General features: G+C 56.8%; 7 protein-coding genes. 3 read left to right on the top strand and 4 right to left on the bottom strand.

The window, feature by feature from the left end:
* Positions 1–75: 75 nt before the first annotated feature.
* The 3 genes from HUO12_RS00035 to HUO12_RS00025 all read right to left on the bottom strand — a co-directional run bounded on the left by HUO12_RS00035 (position 76) and on the right by HUO12_RS00025 (position 5,944).
* On the bottom strand, positions 76–3,216 hold the full coding sequence (locus HUO12_RS00035) for a S8 family peptidase (RefSeq protein WP_176271657.1): 3,141 nt from the start codon (positions 3,214–3,216) through the stop codon (positions 76–78).
* Between the two features lie 326 nt (positions 3,217–3,542).
* Complete coding sequence (locus HUO12_RS00030) at positions 3,543–4,703, bottom strand: SO2930 family diheme c-type cytochrome (RefSeq protein WP_176271656.1); 1,161 nt, start codon at positions 4,701–4,703, stop codon at positions 3,543–3,545.
* Positions 4,700–5,944: a parallel beta-helix domain-containing protein gene (locus HUO12_RS00025; RefSeq protein WP_176271655.1), complete on the bottom strand. Its 1,245-nt coding sequence runs from the start codon at positions 5,942–5,944 to the stop codon at positions 4,700–4,702. Before HUO12_RS00025 ends, HUO12_RS00030 begins: the two co-directional genes overlap by 4 nt.
* A gap of 182 nt (positions 5,945–6,126) precedes the next feature.
* On the opposite strand from HUO12_RS00025, the gene HUO12_RS00020 reads away from it, so the two are divergent.
* Both HUO12_RS00020 and HUO12_RS00015 read left to right on the top strand, forming a co-directional pair.
* Positions 6,127–6,612, top strand: coding sequence for a (2Fe-2S)-binding protein (locus HUO12_RS00020; protein ID WP_176271654.1), 486 nt, complete (start codon positions 6,127–6,129; stop codon positions 6,610–6,612).
* Entirely contained in the window at positions 6,609–8,873 is a 2,265-nt protein-coding gene (locus tag HUO12_RS00015; protein ID WP_176271653.1) for a xanthine dehydrogenase family protein molybdopterin-binding subunit, read from the top strand. The genes HUO12_RS00020 and HUO12_RS00015 overlap by 4 nt, the downstream gene beginning before the upstream one ends.
* Positions 8,874–8,888: 15 nt before the next feature.
* Here HUO12_RS00015 and HUO12_RS00010 read toward each other — a convergent pair whose 3' ends face one another.
* Complete coding sequence (locus HUO12_RS00010; RefSeq protein ID WP_176271652.1) at positions 8,889–12,092, bottom strand: bifunctional cytochrome P450/NADPH--P450 reductase; 3,204 nt, start codon at positions 12,090–12,092, stop codon at positions 8,889–8,891.
* A gap of 253 nt (positions 12,093–12,345) precedes the next feature.
* Between HUO12_RS00010 and HUO12_RS00005 the strand changes: the two genes are divergently transcribed.
* A partial coding sequence (locus HUO12_RS00005) for a calcium-binding protein (RefSeq protein ID WP_408609432.1) occupies positions 12,346–14,878 on the top strand: 2,533 nt, incomplete at its 3' end.

Genomic DNA, 14,878 nt, shown 5'->3' with positions numbered 1-14,878 from the left:
CCTGCAATGGACCTTCGTTAGGTCCTACCTCTTAAAAGCCTGTTTATTTCGCGAGAATTTCTTGCTCAGCGCTCGTTAGAAGCGGAAGCCGATATTCGCGCCTACAACAAAGGCCTCTTCCTCACCTGGATTGCCCTCAGTGAGATAGTTTCCGAAGATCCCGAGCTGCGTACGTTGACCGATCTGCGTTCCGTAAAGGACCTCGCCGGAAATGCGGCGCTTGGTGCCGATGTCAAAGCTCTGCGTAACAGCGCCCGTTTCACCCGTTACACGGTCAATCACTTCGACTGATGTGAACTCGATATCGCCCGCTTCCACGCTCAAAGGCTGAGCGATCGAAACGCGCAATTTGTCGGACGAGTTCAAGACGCCGCGCTTGCTCACTGCGAACTGACCCGCAGTCGAGAGAACGCCTTGTGAAGTGGCAAAGACCTGACCATTGCTCGCATCGGTCCGCGCACCGGTCGTCGACAGATCAAGCGCGAGACCACTGCCGAGATCGACGTGGGCCGATACTGTAACCGCGTTAGTTACCGTGCCTTGATCAAGACCGCCCGGCAGCGTGGACTGCACACCCAGCAGCGCTTCGTCCTCGCGCAGGCGGGTCCACTGACCGTTCAGCGAAACGCGCGGCGTAAGCTTGTGCTCAAGCGACAATGTCATCGCGGAAGCGGCATGTGGGTTAAGCTCATCCAGCGCGAAACGCTGAGCCTCGCTGATGCCAGGTACTTCATTCGCAGTCTGGCGGTTCTCGGAATAGCCGAAGCTGACTTCCGTGCTCTTACCCAGCTTATAGCTCGCCGCCATGAAAGTTTCGCCCGAAGCGAATCCCAGGACCGGGTTCACACCGCCGGTGTAGCGGTCATAATCGTGAATGAGACCGAAGCCCTCGCCGCCAGCCAAAGCCATCGCGCCCTGACCATGACCCAGCGTCAGCGAGAGCTTGCCGCTTGGGTCCTGCAGCGTTGCTGCGGTGTGGACCATGTCGATCTGACCGTCTTCCGTGAAGCGCGGCATGACTGCGTCGTAGCGCAGCCCCCAACCGCCTGAAACTTCACGGTTATCCGAGCTAAGCTGCGTGATGCCTGCAACGCCATCGCCGTTGCCGTCAGTGCCGCCAGAATTCAGCCATTGCGAGAAACGTGCAGAGATGAAGTCCTGCATGTAAAGCATCTCGCCCAAAGCACCGTTGCGCGTTCCGTACATGGCTTCAGACATCGGGACCTGGAAATCGCGCCATGTGTCGCCAATGTCTTCGTACATGGTGAAGAAGACATCATTTGCGTCCCACCAACTCTGGACACCGCCAGCGATCAGGGTGCTGGCCGAGACCGTCTGAACACTGTGCGTGCCAGAGGTCGAACGCTCGTGGAGCCTGATGTAGAGGTTGTTAAAGTCGAGCGGCGATTGCGCCGCCGTGACATCCAGCAGACCCCAGCCATAAACCGGATCAACGCCAGGCGCACCAAGATCGCGAGCCGACCGGAAAATGATCTCCGCTGTCTCTTCCGGATGATGCTCCAGCCACGGCCAGAAGTCATGCATCAGCGAGATAGCACCTGACACCAGCGGAGCAGCAAACGATGTACCCGAACGGCGAACGACACCGCCCTGTCCATCAGACACCAGCAACAACTCACCAGGTGCCACGATGAAGTGGTTCATTAGTTCGTTGCCAGAGCGGCATACGCCATTGTCGAGCAAACATGCGCTACCCGGTGTGTTCGAGAAGCTTGAAATCTCACCAGTCGGATCGATCGAACCAACGAAGATGACCGAGTTTGCGCTTACGCGCTGTCCGCTTGAATCTGTGCGATAAGCCCAGTCAATATCGGTCGCCTGAGCAATACCGTCATTACCAGCGGCGATCACATAAACAGTGTCGCCTGCAAAGTTGCGGATCTCCGGGCGCGCGAGAACGTCAGCGAGACCTTGTGAGGCAACCCAGCCAGCCTCGCCGAGCGACATGTTAATCACGCTTGCCCGGTTATACTGGCCAACAACTGCGCCCAACTCAGTATTTCCGTAAGATTCCAGCGCAATGATGCCGGCCGCAACGTCGTCCCAGCTTGCAGTGCCATCGGCAGCAAACGGGTTGTAAGCTGTGACGAGCGCATTGGGAGCAATACCCATTACACCTTCGCCATCATGCGGCGCATTGATCAGGCTGATTACGCCCGCGCCATGACCGTCGAGGTTGGCTCCATTACGGCCATTATAGACTACGTTCGCATTCACATCACCCAGATCAGAGTCGATGATGCCAACGATTGTTTGGCCAGCAGCATTCTGGATATGCGTGACTGCAGGCGTCCAGTTCACAGCTGACATCCAGTGATCGACCTGGTCGATACCGGAATATTGCATCAGGCTGTCATGCCAATCGAGGAACAGAGCCGCACGATCAGCGTCAGTCATGCCGGCAAGCGAAACCTTGTCGTTCAGATTGACGCCGTGACGTGCGAAGAATTCTACGACGAAATCACCGCGGAAAGACTTGCCAGTTTCTTTCTCATAAGCCGCGCCAAATTGGGTCTCTGCCAGCGCAATGAGCTTTTCCAGCTCATTCAGGACCTTGTTGGGCGTGCCATCATAGACAAGATTGTACGAGCTGCCATTGCTTGAGTAACGCAATTGGGACCAGACAGTGTCAGCAGCTGTCACTTGATCGGCAGTCGTGTGCCAGAAATCACCCAGTTGCGTCAGACGCGCTGAATCAAAGGCAATGATGTCGCGATAGAATGGGTTGATGTGGCCCCAGAACGCGATGATGTCTCCGTAGAACGGATTGATATCGCGGTAGAACGGATTGATGTGCCCATAGAACGGATTGATGTGACCGTAGAAGGGGTTGATGTGACCCCAGAACGCATTGATGTCGCGATAGAATGGATTGATGTGGCCATAACGTAGGTCGACTTCACGCGTGGTAACAACGCCTGACGTAGAAATGCCGCCCGCAGCCAAGTCCTGCGCTTCTTTGGAACCCAGAACCTTCAGCGGGTCGACCTGTGCCGGCGCGTCAAGAGTGAATGAAGTGCCCAGAACGCCGGTTTCCGCTGGTTGATCGGCCGGGGCCGCTACAACTACTTCAACTTCGTGCAAGGCCGGAGCATTCACAGCATTCACGCTCGTATCTTCCTGCGCATAGGCAGCACCGCTGGTCGAAACAGCGATTGCCAGTGCAGCAGTCCGGATTGCCAAGTGCGTCTTCATAACATCATTCCCAAATCATCGTTGAAAGCCTGTTGGCCTTCGATCTCATGGGACGTGTTCTACCCGCGCTCCTCCTCAAACGAGGTTCAGCAGAATAGTTAATTTAGTAAGAATCTCAGCTATGTGGCGGGAATTGGCGGTTTTGTGCAATTTTTCCGCAATGCCGCGCCTACTCGGCTTAACAATCCCTAACGCGAAGTAAACGCGCTCAAAATGCGGGGCCGGAGCGAAAATTAATTTTTGCGCAAGTGTTACCGACCGCTCGACCTGGCGGCGGACCAGCCGCCTTCATTTGCGGTGATTCGCTTTCGGCTTGATCAGCCCAATCAACTGCAGTCGCCGCCCATCTGCGCGATCCAGTCAGCGATCAACTCCGCGCCTTCATCATGCGCAATGGAGCGGCCCAGTTCCGGCATCATGATCGACGGATCGGTAGAGGTCATGCGATAGGTGAAAATCGACTGATCAGGCATTCCGGGCACTATACCAAACACCCGGCCACCTGTGCCCTTTCCGGCTGCAATCGGCGGCTTGCAAAGGCCGAGCGAGGGTCCAATCGGCGCATCATGTTCAAGCAGAAGGCCTGACGTATCGGCGGGCCCCACACGGTTATGACAATGCGCGCAATTGATATCGAGATAGGCCCGAGCGCGCGCTTCCAGCGATGCTGTCGCATCATCCCAAACAGCGTTTCGTGGCGCCGTGTCAGGCGCATCGAGACCGCTCAGCAAGCCAGCCTGTGTCCACGCAGAAAGCTGGTTCAGCTCTCCATCCGAGTAGGCAAAAGTCTTGTTTAGATGGCGCGCTTTTGGACCAATAGGCTCAATCGCACGGGTTGTTGCATTGGTGGCGTGGCAGCCGGCACATTGGTTTGCATTGGGCACGATGTAAGTGAAGTCTTCGGCCTCACCTCCAGCATTGACGAGCGACAGTCGCTGAGCGTCTCCGGTACGTTTGAGGACTGCATCGCTCTGATCGGCATTCCAGACATAGGGAAGCGCAACCCACCCCTCCTCTCGATGGACGAGCAGGCGGGTCTCAATCAGCTGGACATCTGCCATTGCAAAGCCCGCAGTCAGCCGTTGCGCAGTTTGATCCTGTTGTAGCGACAATGCTGCCCCTTCGGCCCTGGGGTAGTAAAACGTCTTGGAAATGACAGTGCCAACGGGAAAGTCGAACACGTTCTGTACATCATATTTTGCCGCCCGGTCTTCTGGCAGCCACACAGTGCGCAGTTTATGCGCGTAATCCGTGAAGAGCGCCGAGTTGAGATCGTAGGGCGTAACGCGGTCATTGAGCGCAAGCTCGCCTTCTTCAATACGCACCAAATTCCATTCGCTCAGCCGCTCAGGCATACCTTCTGCATGGAACACAGGCGTTGTTGATGCGGCAAGCTCAGGTCCTTGCCCCGCATCATCGCTGCAAGAACCGAGCAAAGCCAAGGCGACTGTCACGCCAGCCGCAATCAGGAAAGTGGATGATCTCATTCTTCCGCCAGAGCTAACTCGACCGCAGGAAGCTTCGGCAGCGTGCATTTGTGCGCAGTGTCGTCAGTTGAAGGGTCGGAATAGTCATTGGGGCCGTCCACGTTCAGGATTCCGGCATCGCCGTTGTCGATGCAAATGCGTTCCTCGACAGGCAGCGCCCCATCGACAAGCTTGTCCTTGTTGAAATACCCATCCCACAAGACATCAGGGAACGCCCCATTGATGCCGAACATCACAGTCTTCAGCGTTTTCAGATCCAGGCCATCAGGGGAATCTCCGCCACCAGACAAATCATTGCCGTAAATGTAGATGCCTTCCGGATACGGATCGTAGTTCGGCTGTGCGCTCATGCCTGAATAATTGGTCGAATAGACGCTAGAGACGATGATATTAGCCGTCTGATTGTCTTTGATCTCGTTGTCGAACACCTCGACCTTGTCATTCGACGTGATGACGATGCCGGACCCTGCGGGAACGCTTGCCACCGGCGTTCCCTCATGGCCGAAATTCTCCGTGTTGTTGCCGATGACTGTGTTGTTGAAGACGCGTGTGCGCTCGCCCAGTTGCGGCAAGTTCGGCATGTTGAAGACGAGAATGCCACCTGTATTGTTGGTAGCGACATTATCGTAAACATCTGCATCGATTGTGTTTTCGATCTCGATCCCTGCGACATTGTACTCAGCACGATTGCGGCGCACGATCACATTGGCGGACTGCCCGACATAAATGCCGGCATCGGACGCGCCAATCGCGACATTGTCTTCCATCAGGACATTGGTCGTTTGAACCGGATAAATGCCGTAAGCACCGTTCTCCGTCTTGTAGCCATCGGTCCATTCGGTGCGAACGCCGCGAATGATGATGTTGGTGCCTTCACTGATCTTGAGGGCGTCTCCAACAGTGTCTTCGATCGCGAGGTTTTCAATCGTGAAGTCGTTTGCGGTAACGAGCAGACCCTCTGCGCCTGCGACCTGCCCCGCGAAAGACAGGATCGACTTGTCCATTCCAGCCCCGCGAATGGTGACGCCGTCGACTGTCAGGCTAAGGCTGCGCGTGAAGGGAAACTTGCCTTCCGGGATGGTGATGACATCGCCGGGCTTTGCATCAAGCAATTGCGCTTGCAGCTCTTCTTCATAGCCCGGATCGCCGAGCGGCATATCGTCCTTAGCGCTTTCATTTTTACAGCCAGAAAGCACCAACAATGGTGCAACCAATAGCCCGACACCAAGCGGAAAACGCATGACATTTCTCTCCCAATTCAGCGCGCGCAGCGCCTGATCCCGGTCGTGACTATGGCCAGTCTTTATTTGCCACGCAAGTATGGCCGCCGGATGCCAAACCCTGTCCCTTCCTTTGTCGGCTTCTCTGAGATAGATTGCACGCAGCAACTCACACGGCTGCACAGACCAATCGAAGGACAATCATGGCAAAATTCACTCTGAACGGAGAGCCGCTGACAGCGGACGTTGATCCCAACATGCCGATCCTTTGGGTTGTTCGCGAGACCCTTGGCAAGAGCGGGACAAAGTTCGGCTGCGGGATCGCGCAATGCGGCGCTTGCACGGTCCATCTGGATGGTCAGCCGGTGCGTTCGTGCTCGACCCCGATCTCCGCTGCGGAAGGCCGCTCGATCACGACGATTGAAGGGATAGCCGGACCTGATGGGGAGCTTAGCGCTGTTCAGAAGGCATGGATCAGCGAGCAAGTGCCCCAATGCGGCTATTGCCAGTCCGGGCAGATCATGGCGGCCACCGCACTACTGCGCGACAACCCCCGCCCTACCGACGAAGACATCGACAATGCCATGTCCGGCAATATCTGCCGTTGCGGGACATACACCCGCATTCGCCGCGCGATTAAAGTGGCAGCCGGGATGGAAGTCTCCCAAGCTGAGGGAGACGCAGCATGAGCACCTTGAAGATTAGCAAGCCAGAGCGCTCCCGCGCAGCCAAGTGGACACGGCGCGGCTTTATTGGAGCCGGCGTACTTGCCGGCGGCGCACTCCTCATCGGGGTAGGCGTTCGTTCCGGCAATCCGGTTGACAAGCTCAAGCCTCTGGTGGCTGGCGGTGCTGGCGAGGAACTCGTCAACAGCTGGGTCAAGATCGACGCGGACAATATCGTTACGGCCATCGTCCCACATTGCGAGATGGGCCAAGGCGTGCACTCTGTGCTCGCACAGATGCTCGCAGACGAGCTTGACGCCGACTGGAACTTGGTGCGCGTCATGCAGGCACCCACCGATGGCAGCTATGTCGTCAATGACACAGCGCGCATTTTTCTGGCCCCGTTCACAATGAATGCCGCCGATTGGCTTGAGCCGACCTGGGATGGGTTGTTTAAACAGATCAGTCGCTTGGGTGACGTGATGATCACTGGGGGCTCATCCTCGATCCGTTCGACCGGACAGTACCAGATGCGGGTCGCAGGCGCAGCTGCGCGCAAGATGCTGGTCGGAGCGGCGGCAGACGCCTGGGGCGTTCCGGCAAGCGAGATCGTGACGCGCAATTCCATGCTGATCCACGAAGGCTCGGGCAAGCAAGCGCCCTATGCCGAGTTTGCAGCCGCGGCAGCGGACCAGCCGATGGACCAGTCGCCTAAGCTCAAGGACCCGAGCGAATACAGACTGATGGGCAAGAGTACGCCCCGCACAGACATCCCGCCGAAGGTCAACGGCACAGCGCAATTCGGGATCGATGCTGCTCCTGAAGGGCTCGATCTCGTTTATGCTGCGGTGCGTCGCTCCCCTGCCCCCGGCACGACAACCACAAGCGTCGATGGCGCGGCGGCCGAGAGTATGACCGGTGTAAGTCAAGTCCTCGATATGGGCGATTTCGTCGCTGTGGTCGCAGACGGCTATTGGCATGCCCAGCAAGGGCTGAATGCAGTTAGAGTTGATTTCAGCGAACCGGAAAGTGCGATCAAAAGCTCGGCTGACCAATTTGCTGTCATCACGTCGGCGCTTGATGAAGCGGGCCTTGAAGGCGGCGACACTGCCGCTGAGAAAGGCGATGCCATCGCAGCGTTCAACAGCGCTGAAACCAAGCTCGAAGCCGAATACCGCGTGCCCTATCTCGCCCATGCTCCGATGGAGCCGATCAATTGCACGGCGTGGGTGCGCGATGAAAACGGCGACACCAAATGCGACATCTGGACCAGTACGCAAGTCCCGCTGATGGCGCGCAGTGCAGCCGCAGACGCGCTCGGTATCAGCAAGGATGATGTGACCATCCATCACCCCTATCTGGGCGGCGCGTTCGGGCGGCGGCTGGAGAATGACTATGTCACGATGGCAGCGCGGATCGCGAAAGAGATCGGCCAACCGGTCAAGATGATCTGGTCGCGCGAAGAAGACACGCAGAAGTCCAATTATCGCCCCGCTGACATCAGCCGCTTCACAGGCGGACTAGACGAGAACGGCAAGCTCGTCAGCTATAACAATGTCTTCACGCAGCGCCTCGATCCCGCAGAAGCCAGCGTTCCCGGGATCTACTCGATCCCCAACACGCTTGTGCGTCAGGCTGAAGCAGAGCTGTTGCTAGGCACTGCAGCATGGCGGTCTGTCGACCATTCGCAACATGGCTTTTTCATTGAGAGCTTTATCGATGAAGCAGCTGAGGCTGCAGGCCAGGACCCGGTTGCCTATCGCTTGAGCATGCTTTCAGAAGCATCGCGTCATGCCGCTGTCTTGCAGCGCGTGGCAGAGCTTTCCAACTGGAACGATGAGCGCGAAGAAGCCACCGGCAAAGGCGTCGCAATCGTCGAAAGCTTCGGAACTATCGTTGCGCAAGTCATTGAAGTCGACATGAGCTCTGGCGCGCCCAAACTCAACAACATCTGGGCAGTGTGCGATGCGGGCTATGTCATGAACCCCGATGGCTTCCGCAACCAGATCGAGGGCGGGATAGTCTTTGCGCTGACAGCCGCGCTCTATGGCGAGCTCGACCTGGTCGATGGTGCTGTCCAGCAAAGCAATTTTCATGACTACCGCATGATGCGCATGAACGAAGTGCCGAGCATCACTGTCGATTTCATCAACAGCGGTCCCGTGCCGGTTGGCGGAGCTGGCGAACCCGGAGTGCCACCGGCGGCTCCTGCGCTTGCCAATGCGATCTTCGCCGCGACGGGCGAACGCTTGCGCGAACTGCCGATTGCAAAACGATTTGCCTGAACGGCGTAAGCAGGTCTAGCCGACCCAGACATCGAGCAGATAGCGTTCCTGCTCCATCATCTGGTCGATCCACTCTGCAGCTTCGTCCGCGCTGCAGCCGCGCTTGTCCGCGCAAATCGCAGTCAGCGCACGCCGCACGTCAGGCTCCATCCGTGCGCCATCGCCGCAGATGTAGATGTGTGCGCCTTGCTCGATCAAGCTCCAAACCTTGTCCGCTTGCTGCGCGATCAGGTCTTGCACATAGGTGCGACCTGTTTCCTCGCGCGAAAAGGCGGTGCGCAAGTCCACGAGGCCGTCGCGATCATATCGCTCCAGCTCTTCGCGATAGAGGAAATCGTGGTCGCGGTGGCGGCAACCGAAGAACAGCATGGCATCGCCAAGGTCTTTGCCTTGCTCTTTCAGGATAGCGCGTTGCTGGAGGAAACCGCGGAACGGCGCGATGCCTGTTCCGGGGCCGACCATGATGATAGGAGTTGCGGGATCGTCAGGAAGGCGGAAGTTCGCGGTTGGCTTGCGCACGACAGCCTTGAATTCCGCGCCCGGCTCCAGCTCCGCCAGATAGTTGGAGCAAGTCCCTTTGAACTCGCCTTTGCCGGACAGCGCTGGTCCTTTCACCACACCGACAGTGATGGAACATTGACCCGGCACCGTCTCTGGCGAGGATGAGATCGAATAATAGCGCGGGCTCATGAAAGGGATGAGCTCAAGGAAGACCGCCAGCGGCAATTCGCAAGCCGGGAATTCTTCCAGCAGATCAAGCACCGATTTGCGTTTGGCCAGAACCTCGATTCCATACAGGTCCTCGCCATCATCGGCTGGCTTTGCCAATGCTTCGAGCGTTGCGCGTGAATTGGGGCACTCCGCATGACGCGCGAGCGTTGCGACATCCTTGCGGGTCGCGACCGCTTGCAGCTCCCCTGCATTGCGCGCGAGATTGAGTACGGAGAAGGTACTCCCGCTTGGGAACGGGCCGCGCATATCACTTCGTGATTCCACGCGGACATAGGTATCGCGATCCAACCCAAAGCGTCGCAGCAACCGGTCAACAATCGCATCATCATTGACCGGGACGACGCACAGATGGTCGCCCGGTTCGTAGTCCATCCCGTCCGCAAGTTTCACTTCGATATGACGCGTCGAGCGCGCATCAGGGATGCTGGTATCTTTCAGCTCGACATTGCGAAGCATTTCGACTGGCTGCGCGCCGACACGGTCGGCCACAGGGTCCGCTGTGACGCTGTTCGTGACTTCGACGGTGTAAAGCGGCTCGCTGACGGTCTCTGCCGCCATGTCGAGATCAACGCCAAAGGCTTTGGCGACCTCAGGCACGGCAGCATCAAGCCAATCATGAAACTGCGTGTCGACATCGCCGCGCGCATCGAGCTCCTCGGTCGCCACAATCCGCTTGGCGCCTAAAGCTTCCAGTCGCGCGTCGATCTTGCGCGGCACTTCCTGGAAAGTCGCCGCCCAGTCCGAATTGCCGCAGCCGAGAACACAATATGATACGCCTTCAAGTGTTTCTTCGGTCTCTTCCAGCCAGTCGACAAACTTCGCGGCATTATCCGGCGGCATGCCGTTGTAGGATGCGCAGCCGATGGCGACCGCGCCTTGCGTCGGCAGCTTGCCGGCATATGCATCAAGCGATGCCATCGTCACGTCGAAGCCGCTGAATTCCGATCTCTGCGCGAGTTCGCGAGCAAAGCTCTCGCTCGAGCCCAGATTGGAACCGTACAGCACAAGCAGAGGCGTGCCGTGCGATGGGACTGGGGTCGCAGCGACGGGGGCTCTTGATGTAGTTTCTTCGGCAGTCTCCGCCCCGCCCCGTTCAACATCTTCGCGCAGCCGCGATTTGATGAAGAACTCATCCGGCTTGATCGACAGCGTTTCCTTGATGTCGAGCTCGTACCCATTGGGGTCGAACAGATCGAAGCGTTGCAGGATCATGCCAAGGACAAGGATCGCTTCCTGCATCGCAAACTGGCGGCCAATGCATGCGCGCTGACCATTACCGAAAGGCTTGTAAGCGGCCGGATTGCGCTTGGCCTCAGCCTCAGCGCTGAAATTGTCGGGATTGAAAGCCTCGGGATTGTTACCCCAGACGCTCGTGTCGCGGTGAAGCGAGGGGATCAATACGGTCGTAAAGGTCCCCTTGGGAATGAGGTACTTGCCGTCCAGAACTTCGTCCTTGAACGGAGCGAGCCCGAATGCGGGCGCGGTCGGCCACAGCCGCAAGGCCTCGAGCAGGATTGCACGGACATAGCTCAGCTTGCCAATGTCCGAGAGCGTTGGCACACGGTCGATATTGCGCCCCAGCACTTCGTCCACTTCTGCGTACGCCCGCTGCAACACCTCGCGATTTTTGAGCAGGAAATAGAGCGTGAAGGAAAGCAGGCCGGAGGTGGTTTCGTGACCTGCAATCAGGAACGTGTTTATCTGATAGCGGATGTTCTCATCCGAAAGCCGCTCGCCAGTCAAAGGATCTCGCCCGGACAGCATGAAGTCTAGCAGATCTTCCGGTCCATCTCCGCCGGTCTGCCGCCGTTCTCGAATGATCTCGTCGACGAGATTGTTCATATAGGCCGCATCCCGGCCCAATTGCTCGATCTGCTGGCGCTTCATCAGCTTCTCGCCAGGCAGCCCGCGCATGGTGAGAGTGGTCTCAAGAGTGCGGGTCAAAGCGGCTATAAAGGGATGAAAATCCTCACGATAAAAGGAATTGAAGCGGTAACCGAAACCGCACACGCCGATCGTATCCAGCGTCAGACGGATCATGTCTTTGGGCACATCAATCACATCATCGGAATTCAGCCGCTCCCATTTGAGCATCAGCTGGCTCGCGATGTCGATCATCATTGGCAGGTAGCTGCCCATCGCTTTCTGGCTGAAGGATGGCAGCAAAATATTGTGCGCTTTCGACCAGTTAGGATCGTCGGTATCGCCTGTGAACAGGCCGTCGCCGCCGATCAGGCGAAGGCGTTTCAATGGCCCGCGAACTGTCTTGTCGAAGCGTTTTTCGTCGCAGACCTCGGCCACGAGATCTGCACCGGATACTACGATGAGGGGCGTGCCCATCATGTCGAGCTGAAAAATCGGTCCATACTCATCCGCTAATTCCATCAGCGACTGAATTTGCCGATTGGCATCAACGGTAAGTGCGTTGCCGATAATCGGCTGGCCGGGAGGTTGCGGGATTGTGGTGAGTTCGGTTGTCGATGCCATAGGCGCCATTTTTGGCAGACAATCTCAAAAAGGCAAAGAGGGCTGTGCACTCTTGAATGTCGGCCGCCAACCCCAAGGAGCTCTGCATGCGTGCGCAATTTTCGTGCCGCAATCTGACATGCGCTGAAACAAACCAATCACCAGACGCGAAAATGGATGACAGGACGCCCAAGTAACTCTACTTATTCGACTATTCGAGAATCCAGTTGCGCAATGGGGTCGCGCGTGGGTTGAGCAATCGGGGGGGCGGGTCATGAATGTAATCACTGGCACAGATGAACCTGAAGTCATCAACGGCACCGAGAACGATGATGATATTCAGGCACTCGGCGGCAATGACGAAGTCTTTGGCGGCGAAGGCAATGACACGATTGATGGTGGTGACGGCGATGATCGTCTGTTCGGCGAAGCCGGTGACGACACCATTGATGGCGGCGAAGGCGATGACCTTCTTTCCGGCGACAGTGGTACAAACATTTTACGCGGAGGCAATGGCGACGACCGCATTTTGTCTTTCGGCGAAGATGATCTAGCTGATGGTGGGGCCGGCAATGACGATATTCGTGTTGAGTTTTTTGGCTCCGATCCCGTAGATCCAGGAGCACCGCTCGGCACAAACCCCACCGTCATCGGTGGTACTGGCAATGACATCGTCACCTACTTTGCTAGCGGTGCCGATGGGTCAATTGACCTTGGAGCCGACAACGACACGCTCAATTTGTCTCTTCAAGGCCAGAACCTGAACATCACGCTCGGGACAGGCATCGACACAATCGTCCTGTCCAATCTCGCGGACATCGAGGTTGGAAGCGCAACGATATACGACTTTGTCGCGGGTGATAACGGTGAAGTCATCGATTTCAGCGCTGTTCAGGAATTACTGTTTAACTACGACGGCTTAGCCAATCCGTTCGGAACGGGCCATTTTGTCCTCGAGGCAGATGGTGACGGTTCCGTCATCAGGTTCGCGCCATTTGCTGACGGGTTCTACGCCTATTCGCTGTTTTTCCCGAATGTCGCTCCTGAAGAGTTCACTGCGCACAACTTCGGGGGCATCCTGCCTAGCGGCGAAAACCAGTTTGGCCCTCCAATTGAAGGTACTCCGGATCCTGATACGCTTGACGGGACAGATCTTGCCGAGACCATAAGCGGCTTCGATGGCGACGATACGATCAACGCGCTAGGCGGTGATGACACGATCCTTGGTGGCGCTGGTAGCGACACGCTCAATGGCGGCGATGGCGATGATCTTTTCATCTTCAGCTTTGACAGCGAACCTGGCCTCAATCCGAGCGAAGACCCTTCGCTAGATGTTCTGATCGACGGAGGCGCCGGGACCGACACGGTGCGTGTCATCGGCTCCAACCAGGGCAACGAGATCGTCGAGTATGACATTGGCACTGACTTGCCCTTCGTCAGTATCGAGCGGCTGGAATTTTCTGGAAATACAGAGTTGGTTGGGACTGCCGCTGAATTTGCTGCATTCGAGTTTATTTCGGCTAGCCGTTTACGGATCACTGGAGCTGCAAACTTCACACCAACCGGTGGATTTGAAGTCGGACAACTGTCGCTTGGAAACGGTGGCAATACTGCCGACCTTTCAGGTGCCGGTGTCCACGTCCTTTCCATTGTCAGTGGCGACGGCGATGACAATATCGTCGGGCCGAATAGCGGTATCGCCAATCCCGATCCGAACCAGACCAATATTCAGGTCGGAATTGATGTTCGCCTAGGCAATGACACAGTTGTAGCAGGTAACATTTCGACGGGCATCGTTTCATCAGGGGGAAACAACAATTTCACCGGTAGCGGCTTCGACGACTTCTTTGTTCTGTTCGGAGACGGCGACAACGTGATCATTGCTGGTGGCGGTGATGACACTGTCAGTATCAATGGTGTGGGCAGTGACACCGTAGGTGGCGGCGCTGGAAATGACAGGATCGAGATCGAGTCTTTTGATGCGACTGACAGCATAAACGGCGGCGATGGCATCGACACATTAGTAATCGGCAGCTCGAGCGACGATCTCGTAGATCTAACCCAGTTTGCTTTGCCAACTGATATCGAGTTTCTCGAAACCAATGGCGCGGTCAGGATGACCATCGCACAAATCCAGTCGCTTGACGGCTTGAACGCGCGAGAGCTGCGCATTGCTGACGGTGGCGCGCTTGCGCTTTCAATCGCGCCGGTTTTCACTTTCCTTAGTGCTGAAGGGAACACCGTTGATTTCAGTGGTGTGACCGACACCCAGGTTATTGCGTTCGGCAATATCGGGAACGACGTTATTCTTGGCGGAGCAGAGTTCAATAGCTTGAACGGCGGCGCCGGCAATGACCGTTTGGTCGGTCAAGATCAGGATGACAGCCTTGAGGGCGGCAACGGCTCAGATCGCCTTGAAGGCTTCGGCGGCGAAGACTCCTTGTTTGGAGGCGCCCAGATCGACCGCTTGATTGGCGGTGCGGGGAATGATTTCCTCAATGGCGGCACACAAACAGACTATGCAATCTTCAGCGGCAATCGCGAAGATTACACGATCACGCAGATCGAGTTTGGAGTTTTCGAAGTGGTCGGTCCTGACGGGACTGATCGTCTTGAAGAGATCGAATTTGCCCAGTTTGACGATGAAACTGTCCGACTTCGTCGGGGCGAAGGCATCGAGGTCAACTTCGATCCGAATGATCCGTCCGCTTATCAGGATGCGATGAGCAATATCCGCGATTTTGGCGGCAATAGTCGCGGAGGCAACGGGGCATGGCGCTGGATCGGCGAGGTTGATGTTAATGGTG

This window comes from Altererythrobacter lutimaris, from assembly GCF_013371495.1.
Lineage (GTDB): Bacteria > Pseudomonadota > Alphaproteobacteria > Sphingomonadales > Sphingomonadaceae > Erythrobacter > Erythrobacter lutimaris_A.
This window is presented reverse-complemented; position numbering and strand designations above follow the sequence as displayed.